This window comes from Xanthomonas campestris pv. campestris str. ATCC 33913, from assembly GCF_000007145.1.
GTDB classification, from domain to species: domain Bacteria; phylum Pseudomonadota; class Gammaproteobacteria; order Xanthomonadales; family Xanthomonadaceae; genus Xanthomonas; species Xanthomonas campestris.
Window position 1 is genome coordinate 586,543 of record NC_003902.1, and the last position, 23,216, is coordinate 609,758.

General features: G+C 66.8%; 22 protein-coding genes and 2 other RNA genes. 14 read left to right on the plus strand and 10 right to left on the minus strand.

The window, feature by feature from the left end; all coding sequences use genetic code 11:
- The first annotated feature begins 3 nt into the window (after nt 1-3).
- The 4 genes from XCC_RS02525 to XCC_RS02540 all read left to right on the plus strand — a co-directional run bounded on the left by XCC_RS02525 (nt 4) and on the right by XCC_RS02540 (nt 2,928).
- Entirely contained in the window at nt 4-456 is a 453-nt protein-coding gene (locus XCC_RS02525; protein ID WP_011035736.1) for a bactofilin family protein, read from the plus strand.
- Nucleotides 457-535: 79 nt separating this feature from the next.
- Entirely contained in the window at nt 536-922 is a 387-nt protein-coding gene (gene erpA / locus XCC_RS02530; protein WP_011035737.1) for an iron-sulfur cluster insertion protein ErpA, read from the plus strand.
- Between the two features lie 76 nt (nt 923-998).
- The gene (nudC, locus tag XCC_RS02535; RefSeq protein WP_011035738.1) at nt 999-1,898 is read left to right on the plus strand and encodes an NAD(+) diphosphatase; all 900 of its coding nucleotides are present in this window, start codon (nt 999-1,001) and stop codon (nt 1,896-1,898) included.
- Between the two features lie 136 nt (nt 1,899-2,034).
- Nucleotides 2,035-2,928, plus strand: coding sequence for a membrane protein (locus XCC_RS02540; protein WP_011035739.1), 894 nt, complete (start codon nt 2,035-2,037; stop codon nt 2,926-2,928).
- Nucleotides 2,929-3,161: 233 nt separating this feature from the next.
- On the opposite strand, the gene XCC_RS22045 is transcribed toward XCC_RS02540, so the two are convergent.
- The 5 genes from XCC_RS22045 to XCC_RS02560 all read right to left on the minus strand — a co-directional run bounded on the left by XCC_RS22045 (nt 3,162) and on the right by XCC_RS02560 (nt 7,333).
- The gene (locus XCC_RS22045) at nt 3,162-3,326 is read right to left on the minus strand and encodes a hypothetical protein (RefSeq protein ID WP_165349427.1); all 165 of its coding nucleotides are present in this window, start codon (nt 3,324-3,326) and stop codon (nt 3,162-3,164) included.
- Nucleotides 3,327-3,351: 25 nt separating this feature from the next.
- Nucleotides 3,352-3,762, minus strand: a complete 411-nt coding sequence (locus XCC_RS02545) for a DUF2752 domain-containing protein (protein WP_011035740.1) — start codon at nt 3,760-3,762, stop codon at nt 3,352-3,354.
- The gene (locus XCC_RS02550) at nt 3,762-4,106 is read right to left on the minus strand and encodes a CD225/dispanin family protein (protein ID WP_011035741.1); all 345 of its coding nucleotides are present in this window, start codon (nt 4,104-4,106) and stop codon (nt 3,762-3,764) included. Before XCC_RS02550 ends, XCC_RS02545 begins: the two co-directional genes overlap by 1 nt.
- Before the next feature lie 334 nt (nt 4,107-4,440).
- Nucleotides 4,441-6,363, minus strand: coding sequence for an MFS transporter (locus XCC_RS02555; protein ID WP_011035742.1), 1,923 nt, complete (start codon nt 6,361-6,363; stop codon nt 4,441-4,443).
- Between the two features lie 67 nt (nt 6,364-6,430).
- Nucleotides 6,431-7,333 carry a LysR family transcriptional regulator gene (locus XCC_RS02560; RefSeq protein WP_011035743.1) on the minus strand — a complete coding sequence of 301 codons (903 nt, stop codon included), beginning with the start codon at nt 7,331-7,333 and terminating at the stop codon, nt 6,431-6,433.
- 100 nt (nt 7,334-7,433) lie between these two features.
- Between XCC_RS02560 and XCC_RS02565 the strand changes: the two genes are divergently transcribed.
- Together XCC_RS02565 and XCC_RS02570 are read left to right on the plus strand one after the other, a co-directional pair.
- Nucleotides 7,434-8,624: an MFS transporter gene (locus XCC_RS02565; protein WP_011035744.1), complete on the plus strand. Its 1,191-nt coding sequence runs from the start codon at nt 7,434-7,436 to the stop codon at nt 8,622-8,624.
- A 61-nt stretch (nt 8,625-8,685) separates the two neighbouring features.
- Nucleotides 8,686-8,751, plus strand: a non-coding RNA gene (locus XCC_RS02570) — sX9 sRNA.
- Between the two features lie 184 nt (nt 8,752-8,935).
- On the opposite strand, the gene yccS is transcribed toward XCC_RS02570, so the two are convergent.
- The 4 genes from yccS to purH form a co-directional block, all read right to left on the minus strand.
- Nucleotides 8,936-11,149, minus strand: coding sequence for a YccS family putative transporter (gene yccS / locus XCC_RS02575; RefSeq protein ID WP_019237206.1), 2,214 nt, complete (start codon nt 11,147-11,149; stop codon nt 8,936-8,938).
- Nucleotides 11,150-11,266: 117 nt separating this feature from the next.
- Entirely contained in the window at nt 11,267-12,562 is a 1,296-nt protein-coding gene (purD, locus tag XCC_RS02580; RefSeq protein ID WP_011035746.1) for a phosphoribosylamine--glycine ligase, read from the minus strand.
- 4 nt (nt 12,563-12,566) lie between these two features.
- Entirely contained in the window at nt 12,567-13,265 is a 699-nt protein-coding gene (locus tag XCC_RS02585) for a hypothetical protein (protein WP_138922023.1), read from the minus strand.
- Between the two features lie 8 nt (nt 13,266-13,273).
- Nucleotides 13,274-14,857, minus strand: a complete 1,584-nt coding sequence (purH, locus tag XCC_RS02590; RefSeq protein WP_011035747.1) for a bifunctional phosphoribosylaminoimidazolecarboxamide formyltransferase/IMP cyclohydrolase — start codon at nt 14,855-14,857, stop codon at nt 13,274-13,276.
- 75 nt (nt 14,858-14,932) lie between these two features.
- Between purH and XCC_RS02595 the strand changes: the two genes are divergently transcribed.
- From XCC_RS02595 to XCC_RS02630, 8 genes are all read left to right on the plus strand, one after another.
- The gene (locus XCC_RS02595; protein WP_011035748.1) at nt 14,933-15,547 is read left to right on the plus strand and encodes a CDP-alcohol phosphatidyltransferase family protein; all 615 of its coding nucleotides are present in this window, start codon (nt 14,933-14,935) and stop codon (nt 15,545-15,547) included.
- A 54-nt stretch (nt 15,548-15,601) separates the two neighbouring features.
- Nucleotides 15,602-17,365 carry a bifunctional alpha/beta hydrolase/class I SAM-dependent methyltransferase gene (locus XCC_RS02600; protein ID WP_011035749.1) on the plus strand — a complete coding sequence of 588 codons (1,764 nt, stop codon included), beginning with the start codon at nt 15,602-15,604 and terminating at the stop codon, nt 17,363-17,365.
- Nucleotides 17,362-18,696 carry a phosphatase PAP2/dual specificity phosphatase family protein gene (locus tag XCC_RS02605; RefSeq protein WP_011035750.1) on the plus strand — a complete coding sequence of 445 codons (1,335 nt, stop codon included), beginning with the start codon at nt 17,362-17,364 and terminating at the stop codon, nt 18,694-18,696. Before XCC_RS02600 ends, XCC_RS02605 begins: the two co-directional genes overlap by 4 nt.
- A complete protein-coding gene (locus XCC_RS02610) occupies nt 18,693-19,136 on the plus strand; it encodes a hypothetical protein (protein ID WP_011035751.1) in 444 nt (147 codons plus the stop codon). Before XCC_RS02605 ends, XCC_RS02610 begins: the two co-directional genes overlap by 4 nt.
- Nucleotides 19,133-20,641, plus strand: coding sequence for a TIGR04222 domain-containing membrane protein (locus tag XCC_RS02615; protein WP_019237208.1), 1,509 nt, complete (start codon nt 19,133-19,135; stop codon nt 20,639-20,641). Before XCC_RS02610 ends, XCC_RS02615 begins: the two co-directional genes overlap by 4 nt.
- On the plus strand, nt 20,641-21,288 hold the full coding sequence (locus XCC_RS02620; protein WP_165442006.1) for a CDP-alcohol phosphatidyltransferase family protein: 648 nt from the start codon (nt 20,641-20,643) through the stop codon (nt 21,286-21,288). Before XCC_RS02615 ends, XCC_RS02620 begins: the two co-directional genes overlap by 1 nt.
- Nucleotides 21,285-21,917 (plus strand): lysophospholipid acyltransferase family protein, encoded by a 633-nt coding sequence (locus XCC_RS02625; RefSeq protein WP_011035754.1) that lies wholly within the window; start codon nt 21,285-21,287, stop codon nt 21,915-21,917. The genes XCC_RS02620 and XCC_RS02625 overlap by 4 nt, the downstream gene beginning before the upstream one ends.
- A complete protein-coding gene (locus XCC_RS02630; RefSeq protein ID WP_012437216.1) occupies nt 21,914-22,888 on the plus strand; it encodes a phosphatidate cytidylyltransferase in 975 nt (324 codons plus the stop codon). Before XCC_RS02625 ends, XCC_RS02630 begins: the two co-directional genes overlap by 4 nt.
- Nucleotides 22,889-22,892: 4 nt before the next feature.
- On the opposite strand, the gene XCC_RS02635 is transcribed toward XCC_RS02630, so the two are convergent.
- Nucleotides 22,893-22,967: non-coding RNA, sX9 sRNA (locus XCC_RS02635), on the minus strand.
- Between the last annotated feature and the right edge of the window lie 249 nt (nt 22,968-23,216).

Consider the following 23,216-nt stretch of genomic DNA (forward strand, 5'->3'; position numbering starts at 1 on the left):
CTCATGTTCGGAAACAAGTCCAACCGTGGCGCGCAGACCGTGGTCGATACCTTGATCGGACCGCAGGTGGTCATCCGCGGCGACCTGACCTTCAGCGGTGGCCTGTATGTGGAAGGCCGCATCCTGGGCAAGGTGATTGCCGAGGACGGCGCCAGCGCCATCCTGACCGTGGCCGAGCAGGGCTGCATCGAAGGCGAGGTGCGCGCACCGGTGGTGATCATCAACGGCCAGCTGACCGGCGATGTGCATGCCGCCGAGCGGGTCGAACTGGCCGCCAATGCGCGCGTGCAGGGCAATGTGCACTACCAGGTGGTGGAAATGAGCGCCGGTGCGCAGCTGACCGGGCGGCTGATCCATGCCGCTGCCGCCGGTGCCACTGCTGCCTTGCCGGCCCCGGAACCCAGTCGCGCCGCCGAGCCGGTCAAGGCCCTGCAGGCCGAAGCGGCCGACGCCTGAGCGCAGCGGCAGCAGCCCCGGGCGCCGGAGCAGGGCGCCCCGGCTTGAAGTGGGCGCCGTTGGCCCCCATGCTGACGCCATGAGTACGCTCGTTTCGCTTCCCACTGCCGCCCCGGCGCCGGACTACCAGTCCATCGACCGGCCCCTGAACTTCTCCAATGCCGCCGCCGCCAAGGTGCGCGAGCTGATCCAGGAGGAGGGCAACGCCGAGCTGGCGTTGCGTGTGTATATCCAGGGTGGCGGGTGTTCCGGCTTCCAGTACGGCTTCGAGTTCGATGAGAACCGCGCCGAGGATGACCTGGCCGTGGCCACCGACGGCGTCACCTTGCTGGTGGATCCGTTGAGCCTGCAGTACCTGATGGGCGCCGAGGTGGACTACACCGAAAGCCTGACCGGTGCGCAGTTCGTGATCCGCAATCCCAACGCCAAGACCACTTGCGGCTGCGGCAGCAGCTTCAGCGTCTGAACGCATCCCGGCGCTAGCCGGGGTTGGGTCGGTGCGATGGTTGCGGGCGTTGCCGATTGTCGGCAGGCTTGCGCCGATGTCAGAGCCTCTTTTTTCGTTGTCTGCTTTTGCCTTCACGCATGCGCCGCTCGATCGTGGCGACGTGTTGCGTGACGATCCCGACGCGATTGCGCGTCTATGGCCCACGGGCCGCGTGCTGTTGATCGATGCCAAGGGCACGGCCGCCGCCGATGCCCAGGGCCAGCCGTTGCTCAGCGACGGCGCCGCACTGGCCGATACGCCGGGCGCGGCGATCTTCCTGGGCCTGCGCGATGGGGTGGGCTGGTTCGCCCTGGCGGCCGAGCAGGTGGCCACGGAGCTGCCGCACCGCGTGGACCTGCGCCAGGCCGCCGCCGACTGGCCGGCCGAGCTGTCCACCGCGTTTTCCTATGGGCGGGCGATGCTGCATTGGCAATCGCGCACCCGCTTTTGCGGCGTGTGCGGCGGAGCGATTGCGTTTCGCCGTGCCGGCTTCATTGCGCATTGCACGCAGTGCCAGACCGAACACTACCCCCGTGTGGACCCGGCGATCATCGTGGCGGTCAGCGACGGGCAGCGCCTGCTGCTCGGGCGGCAGGCCAGCTGGGCACCGCGGCGCTATTCGGTGATTGCCGGCTTCGTGGAGCCGGGCGAATCGCTGGAGCAGACCGTGGAGCGCGAAGTGTTCGAAGAAACCCGGGTGCAGGTCCAGGGCTGCCAGTATCTGGGCGCGCAACCGTGGCCGTTTCCCGGTGCCTTGATGCTGGGCTTTGCGGCAACGGCCGCGCCCACCGAACTGCCGCAGGTCACTGGCGAGCTGGAAGACGCGCGCTGGGTTTCGCACGCGGAGATCGGCACTGCATTGGCCGGCGAATCGGGCGATACCGGTATTGGCCTGCCGCCGGCTATTTCCATTGCGCGTGCGTTGATCGAGCACTGGTACCGCACGCATGGCTGAGCGCACCCACCGCGCCTGCGAGTTGGTGAATGCCCGCGATTGCGGTGCACCGCGGCGCTACGTGTGCAGCGCCGGCGCGCGGCACACGCACGCCGGTTGCGCCCGCTCGGCTAGACTCGGCTGAGGAGGCCCGCCCATGTTCACCACCCTGGTTGCCGTCATCGTTGCGCTCGCGCTGGGGCATGTGCTGCCTGCCCAGGTGGTGCGGCTGCGCCGTTTCGAGTGGTTTGCGCAGTGGCTGCGCCGGCTGGACAGCTACGCCGCCGGGCGCGGTGCGTGGCAGGGCCGCTATGGCGTGCTGCTGGCCTTGCTGCCGGCCCTGGCGGTGGTGCTCCTGCTGCAATGGCTGCTGGACGATGTGTGGCACGGATTTCTGGCCTTGCTGTTCGGCGTGGCGGTCTTGGCCTGGACCTGGGGCCCGCGCGATCTGGACCGCGATGTGGAAGCGGTGATCGACGCCGATGAGCCGGCGCTGCGGCGCGAGGCCATTTCGCACCTGCAGGCGGCCGGCGGCAGCGTGCATGAAGATGCGCCATCGCTGGTGGAAGCGGTGGTGGTGAACGGCCTGCGCCGCTGGTTTGCAGTGCTGTGGTGGTTCCTGCTGCTGGGGCCGTTCGGCGCGGTGCTGTATCGGCTCACTGCGTTGGCAGTGGAAAGCCCGGTGTCGGTGTTGCTGCCGCCCCGCAACCTGGCCGGCGCGCGCTGGTTGCTGGCCGCGCTGGAATGGCCGGTGGCGCAGTTGATGACGGTGTCGATGGCGCTGGTGGGTAACTTCGACACGGTGTTCCGCGCCTGGCGCGAAGCGCATGGCAATCGCTGGTCGCTGGAGCCGCATTTTCTCGGTGCGGTGGGGCGTGCCAGCGTCAGTGCCGAGCTGCGCGAAGAAGCGCACGACTACACGGACTCGGGCTTGGTGCCAGTGTGGCGCCGCCTGCCCGAAGTGCGCGATGCAATGAGCCTGGTGTGGCGCGTGTTGCTGTTGTGGATGGTAATACTGGCGCTGTTGGTGATTGCCGGTTGGGTGCGCTAAGCGGTGCGTGCATTGCCACTTGTGAGCACTGCAGAATCCGCGCGTAGCGACTTAGAGCAGCTATCAAAACGACTGCGCACCCACCTGACAACTGCTCGCTACGTTTTGTTAGCCGCTCTTAATAAAGCATCAACCGATCACGCAGCTGTTCTCTGTCGAGGCCTGCATGCGATTCGAACATCGCGTTCAATTTGCAGAGTTGTTGGAGCAACGATCCGATCAGAGGCGATCTGTTAGTCGTTGCTGCAACCAGTAATCGAAAGCTCAAGCGCATCTTCTTTGACATCAGCGAAGATCCGGCTTCCATCGGTAAACTGGATAACGAGCTCGCTGGATCGGTGGCGCCAGACCGTTTGAACAATCTTTCCTGCGAGATGCGCGGTCTGCTTCTTCTTCAAGTGTCACTGCGTTTTGCTTTCCGTCCTAGCCAGGTGCCAGCAGCGTAAACGGGTACCACGGCAGATTCCGTGCAATCCAATACGTGGGAAGTGCCCATAGCCAAAACTTGGGTTCGGACATCACCGCCACCACCGGGGCGAACCAGCGGGCGCGCCAGCCGGCTTTCCAGGCGATCAGGCCGGGCAGGGTGAACAGCCCAAGCACTGCGGCGGGGTTCATGGCGAAGGCGCCGGGCAGATCGAAATGCACCAGCGCATACAACGCGCGGGTCATGCCGCAACCGGGGCAGTAGCACCCGGTGACGGCGCGGAACATGCAGGGCGGGAACGGGCTGTTGCTCGCGTTCGGGTCGAAGCGATACAGCAGCGACACGCCGACGGCGGCCACGCTGGTGGCCGCCCCCAGTCCAAGCCAGTGGCGTGGACGCAGCTCCATTACTGCATGTGCTGCAACTGCTGCATGTAGTCCATGTAGCCCTGCATGCCACCGGTGGCGACCATGCCGATGTTGATCAGCAGGCCGATACCGGCCAGCACGGAGGTCACGATGCACCAGGTCTTGGCGGTGTTGGAGGCACGACGCGCGCCGTCGATGTCGCCCTGGTTGAGCAGGTTGTTGACCTTGCTGGCGAACACGATCGCCACGATGCCGGTGATCAGCGCCGGGCAGCACAGGCAGAAGCCGATCACGGTGGACACGATGGCCCAGATCAGGTGATTGGGAACCGGGCCGGGCGCGGCGGTGGACGGGGTGTGGATCGGCGGTGGGACGGCACTCATGGTGAAGCTCCTTGGGTGGTGATGAATCCAGCGGTGAAACAAGACACGGTGATCAATGGGCCGGCACCGAAGCGACGTCCCTGGCCGCAGTCAAGCGAACGCGAGCGTGGGCACCATGCGCGCCATCCGTGACTGGCACAGGCAGCAGCCGCCGGCCAGGACCTGCGCCTGCGGCATGACATGTGGACACACGGCACTTCCCCCTTGCTGCGACCTGCTGTCTGCGCGCTGCGGGCAGCGGCGCGAAACGTGCGATGGCGCACAGGCTACTCGCCGGGCGCGGCGGACGCAAAGCCAGCGCCCGCCAGTGCAGGGCACGCACGCGCCCTGGCCGTCAGGCGTGCTCCTGGCGTAGTGCACGTACCTGCTGTTCGAGCAACGCGGCGCTGGCCTGATCGCCGGCAATTGCCGGGCCGGCCACCACTTCAATCTGCGCCCGTATCCGCCGCGGCACGCGCATGCGGCCCAGGCGGGTGTCGCGCCGACTCCACATGCTCGACCACATGCCGCGCAGCGCCATCGGGATCACCGGCACCTGGCGCCGCTCGAGAATCTTTTCCACACCCGATTTGAACGGCGCGATCTCGCCGTCCTTGGTCAATGCGCCTTCGGGAAAGATGCAGACCAGCTCGCCGTCGGCCAGCGCCGCATCGATGCGGTCGAAAGCCTGTTGCATGAGTGCCGGGTCTTCGCGCGCGCCGGCGATCGGGATGGCCTTGGCGGTGCGGAAGATCCAGCGCATCACCGGGATGCGGAAGATCTTGTAGTACATGACAAAGCGCACCGGGCGCGGAATCACCGCCGAGAGGATCAGCGCGTCCATGTAGCTGACGTGGTTGCACACCAGCAGTGCGGCGCCTTCGTCGGGCACGTGGCGATCGATCTCGTGCGCACGCAGCCGGTACAACACGCTCACCAGCACCCAGCTGAGGAAGCGCATCAGGAATTCGGGCACCAGGGTGAAGATCCACAGCGCCACCAGCGTGTTGGCGATTGCCAGCGCCAGGAACACCTGCGGAATGCTCAACCCGGGCAGTGGAATGCGCACCCCGAACAGCACCAGCTGCGGCAGCTGCAGGGCGATACCGATGATGGCCGCGGCGACGATGAATAACGAGTTCTGGATGTTGAGCCCGGCGATCACGCGCGACAGCTCGGCCTTGGGCGTGCGGCTCTGGATCAGCGCGAACAGCGGCACCACGAACAGGCCAGTGAACAGACCGATGCCGACCAGGTCCACGATCAGCCGCACGCTGCCGGCCTGCTGCACGAACTGGCCGATCGACAGGTCGTTTGCCAGTGCTGCACCCGGACGCGCGAAATACAGATCCAGCAGGAACGCGCTGATGCCGAACGCGCCCAGCGGCACCAGGCCGATTTCCACGGTGCGCCCGGACAGCCGCTCGCACAGCAGCGAGCCGACGCCGGTGCCGATCGAAAACAGCGCCAGCGCGAACACGTACAGGTCCTGCTGGCCGCCGAGATTGAGCTGCGCATAGGTGGGCAGCTGCGCGGTCAGTACGGTGCCGATGAACCAGAACCACGACACTCCGAGCACCGCGTTGCGCACCGCCGGCGTGCGCCGGGTCAGGCGCATGATCGCGCGCGATTCGGGGATGGGGTTCCAGTTGATTTTCAACTCCGGCGCGCCGGCATCGACCTTGGGCACCAGCCGCGCGACCAGGTTGCCGGTGACGGCAATGGCAATGACTGCGGTGGCAGCGGCCACCGGGCCGTGGCTGCCGGCGATCTGGAAGATCAAGCCGCCGAAGATCATGCCGCACAGGATCGAGATCGAGGTGCCCATCTCGACCAGGCCATTGCCGCCGGTGAGTTCCTCGGGCTTCAGCACCGAGGGCAGGATCGAATACTTCACCGGCCCGAACAGCGTGGATTGCAGGCCGGTGCAGAACAGCGCGATCAGCAGGATCACCATGTTCTCGGTGATGAAGCCCACCGCGGCCAGCGACATGATCGCGATCTCCATGGTGGTGGTGATCACGATGAGTTTCTGCTTTTCCAGTTTCTCGGCGATCTGCCCGGCCAGGGCGGAGAACAGGAAGTAGGGCAGGATGAACAGCGCCGGCGCCAGATTCGTGTAGAGCGTGCGTTGCGCCGCGTCGATGCCCAGGTAGAACAGCAGCCCGATGATGGCTTGCCGGTAGACGTTGTCGTTGAAGGCGCCCAGCGCCTGCACGGTAAAAAACGGCAAAAAGCGGCGCTGCCTGAGCAGGGCGAACTGACTGTGACCGGACATGCGGACTCCTTCGCGACGCGCGCAGCCTAGCAGGCTTCAGCGCCGGGCTGGGAGCGCCCGCTGCGGCTCAGCGCACCGGGCGTCGCGCCGGGCGCTGCTGCTCCACCTGCGCGCGCAGCAGGGTGATGAAGGCGCGCGTGGCCGGGGTCGGGTCCGGCCGCCAGACCGCATAGGTGAGGAAGCGGAAGTGCTCCTTCAGCGCCAGCGCCACCACGCCACGCATGGCGCCGGCCATGGTCTGCGGCACGATGCCCACGCCCAGCCCGGCGGCGACCAGCTCGCGTACCAGATCGGCATGGGTGACTTCGTATTGCAGGCGCTGGTGCAGGCCGGCCTGGTCGAAGGCCGCGTCGATGATGCCGCGCACGCCGGCGCCGGGAATCAGCCCGGCCATCGGCTCGTCGTCCAGCTCGGCCAATGCCACGCGCTTGCGGCTGGCGAAGCGGTGGCCGGGCGCGACGATCAGCGCCAGTGCTTCTTCGTGCAGCAGCAGGCGCTGCTCCGGCACCACCACCTGCGGGCCGACGCCGACCAGGGCCAGATCCAGCCGGCCTTCGCGCAGGTCGTGCAGCAGGGCATCGCTCATGGCCGTGCGCAGGTGCACATCCACGTGCGCATGCGCGCTGCGGAAGCGGTGCAGCAGCGCCGGCACCTGCACCGTGGTGAGCGAGGAGATCTGCCCCAGCGTGAGCCGGCCGCGCACGGTGCCCAGCGCCTGGGCCATTTCTTCATGCAGGCGCTCGGCCGCGCGCAGCGTCTGCCGCGCGTTGTGCAGGAACACCTCGCCGGCGGCGGTGGGGCGTACCTGGCGGGTGCCGCGTTCGAACAGGCGCGCGCCCAGCAGCTCCTCGATCTTGGCGACCTGGTGGCTGAGTGCAGATTGCACGGTGTTGCAGCGGCGCGCGGCCGCAGTGAAGCCGCCTTCGTCGGCCACCGCCACGGCGAACTCCAGCTGGCGCAGGGTCAACATGCGATCTCGGAACAAGATGGGAACAGTGAAAACAATACATTGGAAAGATGGGTCTGTGCCGACCACACTGCGCCCCATCCACTCCACACAGGTTGCTGCCATGACGTCGGAACCGATTTCCCACCCACCGCTGCCGCGCCGGCTGGTACTGCTGATGGCCGCGGCCACCGGCCTGGCCGTGGCCAGCAATTACTACGCGCAACCGCTGCTGGAAACCCTGGCGCAAGCGTTCCAGATCCAGGTGCGCACCGCCGGGGCGGTGGTGACCGCCGCACAGCTGGCCTACGCGGCCGGCCTGTTGCTGCTGGTGCCGCTGGGCGACCGGCTGGAGCGGCGCGGGCTGATCGTGGGCTTGTTTGTGCTCAGTGCGTTGGGCCTGCTGGTGAGCGCGGCCTCGCACAGTTTCGGCATGTTGCTGGCCGGCACGATCGTCACCGGCGCCAGCTCGGTGGCGGCGCAGATCCTGGTGCCGTTCGCGGCCACCCTGGCCGCCCCGCAGGAGCGCGGGCGGGTGATCGGCACGGTGATGAGCGGGCTGTTGCTGGGCATCCTGCTGGCCCGCACCGCCGCCGGGCTGCTGGCCGGTGTCGGTGGCTGGCACACCGTGTACTGGATTGCCGCGGCTCTGCTGCTGCTCACCGCCGGCCTGTTGTGGCGCGGGCTGCCGCGCCATCCAGGCAATGCGCAACTGTCGTATCCGCAGTTGGTGGGCTCGGTGCTGACGCTGCTGCGCGACGATGCGGTGCTGCGTTCGCGCTCGGTGCTGGGTGGGCTGCTGTTTGCCGGCTTCAGCATGTTCTGGACCACGCTGGCGTTCCTGCTGTCCGGGCCGGGCTATGGCTATGGCACTGCGGTGATCGGCTTGTTTGGACTGATCGGTGCTGCTGGCGCGTTGGCGGCCAACCGCTCCGGGCACTGGTCCGACCATGGGCACGGCGATCGCGTCAGCTGGGGCGGGCTGGTGATGCTGCTGCTGTCGTGGGGGCTGCTGGCCTTCGCACCGCACTCGATCGTGCTGCTGATCATCGGCGTGCTGTTGCTGGATATCGCGGTGCAGGGCGTGCATATCGCGAACCAAAGCGTGATCTATCAGCGCAATCCGCATGCACGCAACCGCATCACCTCCGCGTATATCACCTGCTATTTCATCGGTGGCGCGGTGGGCTCCACCTTGGGCACTGCGGCGTATGCGCAGGCCGGCTGGAACGGGGTGGTGATCGGCGGCGCGGTGTTGGCGCTGGCGGCGCTGGGCTGGGTGGCACTCAGTGTGGCGCGTGGCAGCTGGAAGTAAGCGCAGCGATCAAAACGACTGCGCAGCCGCCAGGCGGGCGCGGCCGGTGCTCGGAATCGGCATGTACCCCCATACACTCCGGTTCCTCCGCACCCACCTGACGACTGCTCGCGACGTTTTGTTAGCCGCTCTAAGTGCAGCAGTACGTTGGTGAGTGTTGCAGATGCGTGTGGTCTGCAATGGCGGCGGTGCGCGCGAGGGGCACCGCTGAAATGCGCGTGATTGTTCGACGCAGGTCTTTCGTGGGGCCACCTGCAGGTGCTGACGACATGGCAGGGACGGCGATGTGCCGATCGCGCACTGCCTAAAGCTTAAGCGCCCTGCAGCGCCTTGGGCGCGGTGGTCTCGACCGGGGCAGCGGTGACCGCCACCGCCGCGGCGCGGAGTTTGGGCAGCAGGCGCAAGGTCAGCGCGAGTTGGTCGCGCACCAGGCGTTGTTTGGGTGGTAGTTGCACGGCGTGCTGTTCGAGTGCATCGGCCATGGCCAGTTCTTCGGTTTCATCGTGCACGGGTAGCACCTGGCGCAGGCTGAGTGCGTTGGCGATCTCGCCGAGTGTGCGCTGCAGGTAATCGCCGGCCTGGGCAATGCCGGCGTCGTGTTCGCCATCGAGCGCGGCCCGGTGCGCGCCTAGCGCCGACAGATACCCCAGCAGCGTGTTGGACAGCGCCAGAAAGCGGAAGCCCGCCTCCAGGTTGCGGCGGTAGCGGCCGGGTTCGCGCAACATGTTCGAGAGCGCTACCGACAGCGCAGCATCGGCGTTGTGCATGTCGCGCCGGGCGATGCGGTACGGCAGATCATCACGCATGCCGCTGGCGTACTGCTCCAGTACTTGCGCCAGATAGCGCGCGCAGCTGGCCAGCACGGTGGCCATCACCTGGTTGAGGCGGCGGCCTTGCCAGTCCGGCAGGATCAGGAACGAGGCGGCAGCGGCAATGGCGCAGCCGATCACGGTGTCGATCAGGCGCGGCCAGATCAGCACGAAGCCATCGCCGAGCAGGTTGAAGCAAAACAGTGCCATCACCGTGATGCCGGCGGTGGCCAGCATGTAGCGGTCGGTGCGGGTGATGAAGAAGATCAGCGCCGCGGCCAGTGCGAGCAGCAACTGCACCTCGGTGCCGGGGAACAACTGCATCAACGCCCAGGTGGCGATCAGGCCGATCAAGGTGCCGGCAATGCGCTGCACCAGTCGCAGCCGCGTGGCGCCGTAGTTGGGCCGGCACACAAACGCGGTGGTGAGCAGGATCCAGTAGCCGTTGTCGGCATGGATCGATTGCATCACCGCGTAGCCCACCACCAGCGCGATGGCCATGCGCAGGCCGTGGCGGAACAGCACCGAGCCGGGCGTGAGTTGCTGGCCAAGCCGTGCGGCCATCTCGCGCACGGTGTGCGGCGATGAATCGCGCAGGCGGGTGTCGAGGTTGTCGCTGGTGGAATCGAATTGCGCCGCTTCCGACAGCCGCCGCTCGATGGTCTGCAGGTTGGTGACCAGCAATTCCAGTGCGCCGAGCAGGCGGGTGAGCGCGGGATCGGCGCGGGCGTGCAGGTAGTCCAGCGACTGGCGCAGATCGTCGGTGGCCAGGCGACTGTGATCGCCGTAATCGAACGGCTGGCGCAGCCGGATCGCCTCGCCCAGCGCGGCGCAGGCCTTGCCCTGTAGCGCGAGCAGGCGCTGGCAGCGGTACAGCACATCGCTGTGGAAGAACGCGTCGGTCAGGGCTTCGTACGGGTAGTGCGAGGAGCTGGCGCGTTCGTGGAATTCCTGCGCCATGTAGTACAGCCGGAAATACAGCCCGGACTGCACGCCCGGCCGGCCGGAGCGGCCGAAGCGGCTCATGATCGCGGTCTTGGCCGCATTGAGCGCGCCCACCACCTTGGCGTTCTGTTCGGCCAGCGCCAGCCGGCGTGCATGCAGGTCGCTTTGCCGCACCGGTTCGAACAGGTCGGCCTTGAGCGTGAGGTAGCGGCCCAGTTCGAAGAACAGCCGCGACAGCCGCTCGCGCACCGGGCGATTGGCGAACAGGATGGTCCACAGGATCGACAGCACGCCGTACCAGGTGGCGCCGGCCAGCAGCAGCGCTGCGCCATGCCAGGCGATGCGCGGATCGTGGCTGCCGTGCTGGTCCATGCCGATCATGGCGTAGATCGACAAGGCCACCGTGGCCTGCGCGATCGAGGCATAGCGCTCGCCCAGCGCGCCCAGCAGGGTGAGCGAGAAGGTGGCCACGGCCATGCCGGTGACGAACGCCAGCGGATACGGGAACAGCACCACCACCGCGGCCGCAGCCGCAGCGAAGCACAACAGCGAGAGCAGTACCGATTTGCTGCGGCCCAGCCAGTTGTCGTCGGTCTCGGCGATGGCGCTGGCGATCGCGCCCAGGAACAGCGCCGGCACCGCGGTGAGCTGCTGCCAGTGCCAGCACAGGCCCATGGCCACCGCCAGCGCGATGAACACACGCAGGCCATAGCTGGCCTTTTCATGGGCCCACAGGCGGCTGAGGCGGGATTCGAACGAAGTGGTGGCCACGGTCTCTGAAGGGCAAGCGTGCCCGGGCATTATTGCCGCAGGCACGCGCCGCCGGTGTGCAGGCCGGCTAGTCCTTTGTCAGTAGGCGGCGTGGCCGCCGCCGCTGCACGCCATGCATCAGGCCTGCGCGTCGCGCTCGCGGGCGATCGCGCGCCAGCCGATATCGCTGCGCTGGAAGGCGCTGGCCCACTGGATCGGCTGCAGGCCGGCATAGGCGGTGCGTTGCGCGTCCAGCACGCTGTCGCCCAGCGCGGCCACGCACAGCACGCGGCCACCGGCGCTGATCACCTGCCCTTCGGCATTCAACGCAGTGCCGGCGTGGAAGACCTTGGCGCTGGCCGGCACCGCGTCCAGGCCGGTGATGACCTCGCCGGTGACCGGGGTTTCCGGATAGGGCTTTGCGGCGATGACCACGCCCAGCGACGGGCGCGGATCCCACTGCGCCTGCGCGGCGTCGAGGGTGCCGTCGATGGCCGCTTCCACCAGATCCACCAGATCCGATTGCAGGCGCAGCATCACCGGCTGGGTTTCCGGGTCGCCGAAGCGCACGTTGAATTCGATCACCTTGGGCGCGCCGTGCGCATCGATCATCAGCCCGGCGTAGAGGAAGCCGGTGAATGGCACGCCGTCGGCGATCATGCCCTGCACAGTCGGCTCGACCACCTCGCGCATCACCCGCGCATGCACCTCGGGCGTGACCACCGGCGCCGGCGAATACGCGCCCATGCCGCCGGTGTTCGGGCCGGTGTCACCATCGCCCACGCGCTTGTGGTCCTGGCTGGTGGCCATCGGCAAGGCGTGTGTGCCGTCGACCATCGAGATGAAGCTGGCTTCTTCGCCGTCCAGAAATTCTTCGATCACCACGCGTGCGCCGGCATCGCCGAACGCATTGCCCGAGAGCATGTCGCGCACCGCGTCTTCGGCCTCGCCCAGCGTCATCGCCACGATCACGCCCTTGCCGGCGGCCAGGCCGTCGGCCTTGACCACGATCGGTGCGCCCTTCTCGCGCACGTAGGCCAGCGCGGCATCCACCTCGGTGTGGACCGCGTAGTAGGCGGTGGGAATGCCGTGGCGGGCCAGGAAGTCCTTGGCGAACGCCTTGCTACCTTCCAGCTGCGCTGCCTTGGCGGTGGGCCCGAAGATGCGCAGGCCAGCGGCGTGGAAGCGGTCGACCACGCCCAGCACCAGCGGCACTTCCGGGCCGACCACGGTGAGCGCAACGGCCTCGCGCTGTGCCAGCGCGAGCAGGCCATCCAGGTCATCGACCTTGATCGCCACGTTGCGGCACTTGGCTTCGGTGGCGGTGCCGGCATTGCCCGGTGCGACGAGCACCTCGCTCACGCGAGCGGACTGCGCGATCTTCCAGGCCAGGGCATGTTCACGGCCGCCGGAGCCGATGACGAGGATTTTCATTAAATTACTTTCCTAAGCCAAGGAGCTTTAAGGTAGGTGCTGCAAGTTGCTGAAAACCAGTTACTGAGGTGACGATATTTGCTAGCACTTCAGCTGCCTGTGCAAATTTTTCACCCAGGCCTTTTTCGCGAATTTCCGGGTTGGCGGCAAAGTCGTAAATTCCTGATTTAAACTGGTCAAGTACATCTTCGTTCCCAGTCAATGAGTAATCATCGATAGCAGCCAGAAGTGTCCGGATTCGCCTAATGACAGCAACTTTTGCATTTCCCGATAAATCTGAATTCTTAATTTCCTCGATTGCTTCGAGCAATAGAGACTTGGCGCGCATCAATTCTTCGTAATCAATTGCTTTATCGCCATTTGTTAGATGGACAACTCTTGATTGCATTTTCAAGTAATTGATGGTGTGAGAGTCGATGTGAGCGTGAAAATCTGTCCAGTTACGCGCTGCGGCAGCGCTGAGTCCGGTATAGAGCTGACTTCTCCAATGATTGACTGCGTCGGCTTGCTCTGGGTCAGCCGCGAGGACTTCTTGCGCTGCCGTATCGATCAGTTTGTAGAAAAGTCCGATTTTTCGATGGATTTCAAGTGATTCAGCTTCTCCAAATATTCTTTTCCATCCATCGATGAAGCTTGCATGTAATCGCAAGTCTCTCGCGGCGATGACAATCTTTAATAAGTGATTCGTAGCAGAGTTATTCATCAAAAATCTCAATGCCGGAAGTGGCGCACGCCGGTGAACACCATCGCCAGACCGTGTTCGTCGGCGGCGGCGATCACTTCGCCATCGCGCATCGAGCCGCCCGGCTGGATCACCGCCTGGATGCCGGCCGCCGCTGCGGCATCGATACCGTCGCGGAACGGGAAGAATGCATCCGATGCCATCACCGAGCCGGCCACCGTAAGCTTGGCTTCTTCGGCCTTGAGCGCGGCGATCTTGGCGCTGACCACGCGGCTCATCTGCCCGGCGCCCACACCAATGGTGCGGCTGTCCTTGGCATACACGATCGCGTTGGATTTGACGTACTTGGCCACGCGCCAGGCAAACAGCAGATCGGCCAGTTCGGCATCGCTGGGTGCACGCTTGGTCACCACGCTCAGCTCGCCCAGGGACATGCCGCGGTTGTCGGCCGACTGCATCAGCAGGCCAGAGCCGATCCGCTTGGTGTCGTAGTTGTTGAGGCCCGCGCCGTGCGGGATCTTGAGCACGCGCACGTTGGCCTTCTTGGTCGCGTAGTCGAGCGCGCCGGGCTCGTAGTCCGGGGCGATCAGCACTTCGACGAACTGGCGGTCCAGGATGGCCTTGGCGGTGGCCGCATCCAGCGTGCGGTTGAACGCCAGGATGCCGCCGAACGCGCTGGTGGGGTCGGTGGCATAGGCCAGCTCATAGGCATCGCCGCAGGCCACGCCCACCGCCACGCCGCACGGGTTGGCGTGCTTGACGATCACGCAAGCCGGCGCATCGAACTGGCGCACGCATTCCCACGCCGCATCGGCATCGGCCAGGTTGTTGTAGCTCAGTTCCTTGCCCTGCAGCTGCTGGAAGGTCGCCAGCGTGCCCGGCACCGGATACAGGTCGCGGTAGAACGCGCCGGACTGGTGCGGGTTCTCGCCGTAACGCAGGTCCATCACCTTGATGAAGTTGGAATTGATCTGCGCCGGGAACGGGCTACGCGTGGGCACGCTCTCCGCACTGTCGGCCACGGCCGAGAGATAGTTGCTGATCGCCGCGTCGTACTGCGCCACGCGGTTGAACGCGGCCACCGACAGCGCAAAGCGCTGGGCCGCCGAGAGCTGGCCGTTGTTGGCCTCCAGCTCGGCCAGCAGGTCGGCGTATTGCGCCGGGTCGGTGGCCACCGCCACGCGCGCGAAATTCTTCGCCGCGCTGCGCAGCATCGCCGGGCCGCCGATGTCGATGTTTTCCACCGCATCGGCCAGCGTGCAGTCGGCCTTGGCAGTGACCGACTCGAACGGATACAGGTTGAGCACCAGCAGGTCGATCGGCGCGATGCCGTGTTCGGCCATTACTGCTTCGTCGACACCGGCGCGGCCGAGCAGGCCGCCGTGCACCAGCGGGTGCAGGGTCTTGACGCGGCCGTCCATCATTTCCGGGAAACCGGTCAACTCGGCTACGTCCTTCACCGGCAGGCCCGCATCGCGGATTGCCTTGGCGGTGCCGCCGGTGGACAGCAGCTCGACATTGCGCGCCACCAGCGCGCGGGCCAGGTCAATCAGGCCGGTTTTGTCGGAAACGGAGAGCAGGGCCCGGCGCACGGGCAGGAAATCAGAGGCCATGGGTGAAAGGGCAGTCGTTGCGGGGCAGCCGATATTGTAGGCTGCGCCAGCGCTCGAATGGACTCAACCACCGGTATGGCCTCGATCTATGCTCTGAAAGGACGCTTCCAGGACCTGCTGCGGCCCATGGTTGGCGCGCTCTACCGCGGCGGCATCACCGCCAATCAGGTCACCCTGATCGCGGCGGCCATCTCGGTGCTGGTGGCCGCGGTGGTGTACCGCGCCGGCACCAGCTGGCCGCTGCTGTATCTGTTGCTGCCGGTGTGGATGCTGCTGCGCATGGCGCTCAATGCCATCGACGGCATGCTGGCGCGCGAGTTCGGCCAGCAATCGCGCCTGGGCGCCTACCTCAACGAGCTGTGCGACGTGTTTGCCGATGCAACCTTGTACTTGAGCCTGCTCGGCGTGCCCGGCGTCAACGCCAGTGCGCTGTGGAGCTTTGCGCTGCTGGCCGCGCTGACCGAATACGCCGGCGTGCTCGGGCTGATGGTCGGCGCCGGCCGCCGCTACGACGGGCCGATGGGCAAGAGCGACCGCGCCTTCGTCATCGGTGCGCTCGGTCTGGCACTGGCGTTTGGCCTGCTCGGTGGGCATGGCGTCACCGGGGTCGCGCTGCTGCTGTGCCTGGCCTGCGCTGCAACCGTGTGGCGGCGCGTGCGCGCCGGCCTGGCCGACGCCGCTGCGCGCTGACGCGCAGCGACCGGTTTTCTCGATCCCCAACCTCTTTCCCCTCAGGATGATCCGATGCGCACAGTTGTAGAGCGCGAGTTCGCCAGTTTCGACGGTGCGCCCCTGTTTTATCGGCACTGGCCGGTGCAGGCCGCTGCCGATGCCGCAACGCCGCCCAAGGCCGTGGTGTTGCTGCACCGTGGGCACGAGCATTCCGGGCGGGTGATGCACCTGGCCGAAGAATTGCAGCTGCCGGACGCGCAGTTCTTTGCCTGGGATGCGCGCGGCAACGGGCGCTCGCCCGGCGCGCGCGGCGACGCGCCCGGCTTCGATGCGCTAGTGCGCGACCTGGACAGTTTCATTGCGCACATCGGTGCCACCCACGGCATCGCGGTGCAGGACATCGTGGTGATCGCGCAGAGCGTGGGCGCGGTGGTGGCATCCACCTGGGTGCACGATTACGCGCCGCCGCTGCGCGCGCTGGTGCTGGCCTCGCCGGCGTTCAAGGTCAAGTTGTATGTGCCGTTTGCACGCGCGGGGCTGGCGCTGATGCAGGCGCTGCGCGGCAACTTCTTCGTCAACAGCTATGTCAAGCCGCAGTGGCTGACGCATGATCCGGCGCGCGTGGACAGCTACCGTACCGATCCGTTGATCACCCGGCCGATTTCGGTGCGTGTGCTGCTGGGGCTGTATGCGGCGGGCGACCGCGTGGTGGCCGATGCGCAGGCGATCACCGTGCCGACCCAGTTGCTGGTCTCCGGCGCGGATTTCGTTGTGCATCGCGGCCCGCAGGACCGCTTCTATGAGAACCTGCGCTCGCCGATCAAGCAACGGCATTTTCTGCCCGGGTTCTTCCACGACACCTTGGGTGAGCGCGACCGTGCGATAGCGATTGCGCAGATCCGTCAGTTCGTCAGCGAGCGCTTTGCGCAGCCACCGGTGCGCGCGGACCTGCGCGACGCGCATCGTGCGGGACCGAGTTTCGAAGAAGCCGAACGCCTGGCCTGGCCGTCGCAACGCAACAGCCTGCAAGACCTGCGCTGGCGCGGTGTGCGTGCGGGCCTGCGGCTGGGTGGCACATTGTCCGAAGGCATCGCGCTGGGCCTGCAGACCGGCTTCGATTCCGGCAGCACGCTGGATTACATCTATCGCAACCAGGCGCGTGGGCGCGGGCCGCTCGGCCGCATGATCGACCGCAATTACCTCAACGCCATCGGCTGGCGCGGCATCCGCATCCGTGGCGCGCATCTGGGCGAATTGCTGCGCGCAACCGCCACCCGCCTGCGCCAGGCCGGGCAACCGGTGCGCGTGTTGGACATCGCTGCCGGGCATGGCCGCTACGTGCTGGAAGCGCTGGGCAGCGGCGCGCAACGCGCCGATGCGATCGTGCTGCGCGACTTCAGCCCGCTCAATGTCACCCAGGGTGCGGCGTTGATCCAGGCGCTGGGTGCAGGCGACATCGCGCGCTTCGAGCAGGGCGATGCGTTCGATCCAGTCTCGGTGGGCGCGGTGGACCCGGCGCCCACGCTGGCTGTGGTGTCGGGCCTGTACGAACTGTTTGCCGACAACGACCAGGTGGCGCGCTCGCTCGCTGGCGTGGCCGCGGCGGTGCCGCCCGGCGGCTATCTGCTCTACACCGGGCAGCCCTGGCATCCGCAGCTGGAATTCATTGCGCGCGCACTCACCAGTCATCGCGATGGCGTGGCCTGGGTGATGCGCCGGCGCAGCCAGCAGGAGATGGACGGCCTGGTGGAAGCGGCCGGGTTTCGCAAGGTGGACCAGCGCATCGACGCGTTCGGCATCTTCACCGTGTCGCTGGCGCAGCGGATCAACGCATGAATGCAGGCGCGCGCCCGTTCGCTCGTGCCGCGCTATGGCTGGCGGTGTTGGGGCCGTTCTTCTTCCTCAGCTACGGGCTGGCCAATACCTTGGCTGGGCGCGCGGCCAGCGTGCCGTCGGTGGTGTTCGGCTGGGAACACGGCATGCCGTTCTGGCCGTGGACCATCGTGCCGTACTGGTCCATCGACGTGTTCTACGCGGTATCGTTTTTTACCTGCCGCACGCGGCGGCAACTGGACACGCATGCATTGCGCCTGTTCACCGCACAGCTGCTGTGCGTGAGCTGTTTCCTGCTGTGGCCGTTGCGCTACAGCTTCGTGCGGCCCGACACCGAGGGCGTGTTCGGGTGGTTGTTTGCGGTGCTGCTGGGCTTCGATAAGCCGTACAACCAGGCGCCATCGCTGCACATCGTGCTGCTGGTGGTGTTGTGGGTGCGCTACGGCGCGCAGCTGCAGGGCATGTGGCGTTGGCTGCTGCATGGGTGGTTCGCGCTGATCGGCATCTCGGTGCTCACCACCTACCAGCATCATTTCATCGATGTGCCCACCGGGCTGGCGGCCGGGTGGCTATGCGTGTGGCTGTTGCCCGAGCGCATCGCAGCACCGTGGACCGATGCACGCCTCGCGCGCGACCCGCGGCGCTGGCGGCTCGCGGCGCTGTATCTGGGTGGCGCAGGCGTGACGGCTGGCATGGCGCTGTGGCTGGGCGGTGCGGCACTGTGGCTGCTGTGGATGAGTGGCGCGCTGCTGCTGGTGGCGCTCAATTACGCACTGCTGGGGCCGGGCGGGTTTCAAAAGCGCAGCGATGGGCAACTGAGCCTGGCCGCGCGCTGGTTGTATGCCCCCTATCTGCTAGCGGCGTGGTGCAACTCGCGGCTGTGGACGCGGCGCGCGCCGTTGCCGCGTGCGGTGTGCGACGACGTGTGGTTGGGGCGGATTCCGTTGCCGGCGCAGCGCGCGGCATTCGCGGTGGTGGATGTCAGTGCGGAACTGTCGTTGCGCCATGCGCATGCGAACGACCGCATCATTCCGATGCTGGATCTGGTGGCGCCGGCGCCCGCCAGCCTGCGTGCTGCCGCGCAGGCGATCGAGGCCGCGCGCGCGCATGGGCCGGTGCTGGTGTGCTGCGCGCTGGGCTATTCGCGCAGTGCGGCCAGCGTGGTGACGTGGCTGGTGCTCAGCCAGCGCGCGGCCAGCATCAGCGAGGCCATGGCCTGCGTGCGCGCGGCGCGCCCGTCGATCGTGCTGGGGCCTCATCACCAGGCGGCGATTGCCGCTGCGTGTGCCAATGATGCTGCGGCCGATGCGCTTATCGCGCAGGTGCCTGCATGACCGCGGTGATGACGCTGGCCAGCATGCGCGCGCTGTTGCGCCAGGGCGCGGCAATCGACCGCTGCGCGGTGCTGCTGCTGGCTGCTGCGGTGTTGTTGCTGGGCATCACTGATGCACCAACGGTTGCGCAAGTTGCCTATGCGCTGAGCGCGTTGGCCGGCCTCGCGCAGCGCTATTGGGCGTTTCGGGTGGGCCTGGACGCCGACCTGCTCGACGCGGTGCTCGGCCAGCTGGAACGCGGTCATGCCGATGACACCCAAGCCGCCCAGCAACTCGACCAGGCCTTGCAAGACATCGGGCTGCTCCGCCATGCCCCGCCCGTACGTGATTGGACTGCGCGGTGGCGCGGCATGCGCGGCCTGCTGCGCAGGCAGCTGCTGTGCGCCGCGTTGCAGGTACTGGTCTTGGCGATCGGCCTGCTGGCCAAGGGGATGCTGTGACCACCTCGCCGGCGGTGCCACTGCAGGCCACACCTGAGCAGCGCGCGTTATGGCTGCGGCTGCAGGCGTATGCCTTCGGCCCAGATGCGGATGCCTTGCCTGCCTTCGAGCGCCGCGTCGCCCAGCAGGCGCACTGCAGCGTGGCGGTGGCGCAGCAATTGGTAGAGGAATACCGGCGCTTCTGTTTTCTGGCCTGCACCAGCACCGCGCAGGCCACGCCCAGCCCCTTGGTCGATCAGGTCTGGCACACCCATCTCACCGACACCCGCGAGTACTGGGACAGCTTTTGCCCGCAGGTGTTGCAGGCCACGCTGCATCATCAACCCGGCCGCGGCAGCACCGCCGAGGATGCGCGCTTCCAGCAGCAATACCGCGCCACGCTGGAGCGGTATGAGCTGCAGTTTGGCGCGCCGCCGGCACTGCTGTGGCCGGCCCCGCGGCCGGCTCCCACAGCCGTGCCGGCGGCGCACGATGATGCGTCCGATGACGCGTCATCGGACGCGTTACGTGCGCTGCGCGGCGAGCCAGCGCCGCCGTCGGTCAGGCGACTCCCGCGCGCGGTCATCGGCTGGGCGTTTGCCGCAGCGGTCGCCGCCTGGCTTGCCTACTCGGCCAATGGCGGCGTACCGCAGCCGTTGCAATGGCGCGGGGTCCACTTCCTGCCGTTTTTCATCACGTTGATCGCGCTGGGCTGGTCCACCTCGGCGTGGTTGCGGCGGGCATTGCGTGGTGGCCGCGCACGTGCGGTCGATGCCGTTGATGCCAGCGAATTCGCCTACCTGAGCGGTGGCGCCGATCGCGTTGCCGATCTGTTGTTCACCGAGTTGCTGGTGCGAAACGCGGTTTACCTGGACCGCGATGAGGATGCACAGGCACGGCGATGGGTGCGATGGCAGCCGCGCATTGCGGTGCCGCCTGCACTGGAACCGGCGCTGCAGGCGCTGCGCAGTGCCGAAGATCCCACCGTGGCCTGGCAGGCCCTGCGCGGGCTTGCCGGGCCGGTCAGACAGCAATTGATCGACAAGGGGCTGTGGCTTGCGCCTGGCGCTGCGCGCTGGGTGCGCGCTGTCAGCACCGTGCCGGTGGCAGTGGTGTGGGTGCTGGGCGCATGCAAGCTGGTGATTGGCGTGCAGGGCGGGTCTCCGGTGGGGTACCTGCTCGGCTGCATGGTGCTGACCAGCGTGCTGGTCCTGGGCTTTTTGCTGGTGCCGGTGCGGCGCACCCTGTCCGGTGATGCGCGTCTGCAGGCGCGCCGCCAGGCAGTGCGCCGCGATGCTGCGCGGACCGGCGCCGATCCGGGCGAGGCCGTGGCGCTGTACGGCACGGTGGCGTTGGTCGGCACACCCTGGGCCAGTTACCACGAGATCCGCGCACCGAACACGCATCACCACGACAGCACGGGTAGCAGCTGCGGCGGTGGTGGTGACGGCGGCGATGGAGGAGGAGGCGACAGCGGCGGCGATGGTGGCGGCGGCTGTGGTGGATGTGGCGGGGGAGGCGACTGATGGCACACGAGACAACCGGGCTGCGTGCGCGGCAACGGCAGCTGGCACGCGCTTTGCGCGGACGCGGCGCCACACCCAATGGCGTGTCGTGGGTGGGCATCGCCTTCGCGGCGCTGGCTGGGCTGATGTTCTACATCGCCTTGAGCGCGCCGGCGCGCGAAGGTGCCGCGCCGCTGCTGCTGGCCCTGCTCGGGCTGCAGGGACGGCTGTGGTGCAACCGCCTGGATGGCGTGCTGGCGCGTCAGGCGCGGNTGGTGTCGCGCGCCGGCGAGGTCCCCCAACAACCACCAGATCGCCTGTCGAATGTCCTGGTGTGCATCGGCTTGGGATACGGCCTGCAGGCGAGCGTTCAGTGGGCCGCGCAACTGGGCTGGGCCGCGGCATTGTGCTGCGTGGCCACCGCCTACGTGCGCATGCTCGGGCTGGCCTGTGGCACCGCCGAGCCGCGGCAGGGGCCGATGAGTCGCGTGCAGCGCATGCACTGGTTGTCGTTGATGACCGTGCTGGCGCTGCCGCTGCAATGGATGGGCCAGCCGCGTGCGGCGGCGTGGGTGTTGATTGGCGCACTGGCGGTGTTGATCGCCGGTGCGGTGCTGACGGTGGTGTTGCGGCTGCGCATGATCGTGCGCGCATTGGAGTGGACATGATTGCCCGTTTGATCGCGCGTGCCTGCAGTGGCGCCATCCGCACCCTCACCGGTGCCCGCGCGTTGTGGCGCGGCTGCGCGCCGTCCAACGAACGCCGCGTGTACTACGGCAACCACGCCAGCCACGGTGACTTCGTGCTGATCTGGTCCTCGCTGCCGGCCAGCCTGCGGCATGAAGTCCGCCCGGTGGCCGCGGCCGATTACTGGCAACGCACCGCATTGCGCCGCTACCTGATCCACGCGGTGTTCAACGGCGTGCTGATCGAACGCGATGCGGCGCGCCGCACCCGCGACCCGGTCGAATGTCTGTGCGATGCGGTGGACGCCGGCGATTCGCTGATCCTGTTTCCCGAGGGCACGCGCAATCCCGACGAGGGCGTGTTGCCGTTCAAGAGTGGGCTGTACCACCTGGCGCGGCAACGCCCGGAACTGGAGTTCGTGCCGGTGTGGATCGATAACCTCAAGCGCGTGATGCCCAAGGGCAAGTGGCTGCCGTTGCCGCTGTTGTGCACCACCACTTTTGGTGCGCCATTGCGGCTGGAGGCCGACGAAGACAAGCAGGCGTTTCTGGCACGTGCGCGTGAGGCGCTGCTGGCGTTGTCGCCGGACCAGCTGGAGGCGCGCGCATGAATCCGTATGCGTTCAGTGGGCAGTTGCAGCAGTCCTCGATGCACCAGCAGACGCTATGGTTGTTCAGCGGCATTGCGCTGGTGTTGGTGGTGGCCACGCTCATTTCCGAAACCTTGCGTTGGCGTGCGCGCGCGCAGCCCAGCGCAGTGCTCGATAATCTGGTGGCCCGCATCCGCGCCTGGTGGGTGATGGCCGGCGTGGTAGGCATTGCGTTCGTGTTCGGGCGCGCCGGGGTGATCGGGCTGTTTGCGCTGGTGTCGTTGTTCGCGCTGCGCGAGTTCATCACCCTCACGCCCACCCGGCGCGGCGACTACTACGCGCTGCTGGCGGCGTTCTACATCGTGTTGCCCTGGCAGTACGGGCTGGTGTGGACGGGTTGGTATGGCATGTACACGTTGCTGATCCCGGTCTATGCGTTTTTGGTGCTGCCGATCCTGGCCACCATCGGCGGCGACACCACGCGTTATCTTGAGCGCACCGCCAAGGTGCAGTGGGGCTTGATGATCTGCGTGTTCTGCATCTCGCACGTGCCGGCACTGCTGAATCTGGAGATCCCCGGTTATGCCGGGCGGAATCTGCTGCTGATCGCCTTCCTGGTGATCGTGGTGCAGTCCTCGGACGTGTTGCAGTACGTGTGGGGCAAGCTGGCCGGCCGGCATCTGATTGCACCGAAGCTGTCGCCGTCCAAGACCGTGGAAGGCTTCATCGGTGGCGTGCTCTCAGCCAGCCTGCTCGGCATGGCGCTATGGTGGATCACCCCGTTCGCACCGTGGCACGCGTTCGGGCTGGCGCTGGTGGCCAATCTGATGGGCTTCTTCGGCGGGCTGGTGATGTCGGCGATCAAGCGCGATCGCGGCATCAAGGATTGGGGCCACATGATCGAAGGCCACGGCGGCGTGCTCGATCGACTGGATTCGGTGTGTTTCGCCGCGCCGGTGTTCTTCCACCTGATTCGCTACGGCTGGGCGTAAGAGCGGCTAACAAAACGTAGCGAGCAGTCGTCAGGTGGGTGCGGACGGCGCGGAGGAACCGGAGTGTACTTGGGTACATGCCGATTCCGAGCACCGGCCGTGCCCGCCTGGCGGCTGCGCAGTCGTTTTGATAGCTGCTCTAAGCGTGTAACCGAGTGCGACGCAAGGCTGGCAGCGGCGCCGGTCATCGGGCCGATGAAGGCACGGCCCGGGCGGAGCTGCCGCCAGCGCCTGGATCGTCACGCGAATGGGCGAAACCATCGGGCAGGCCGTCCATCCGCTTCGCTGCCTGCGCAGTGCTGCGCGTTGCCGAACGTCAGTCGTCGCA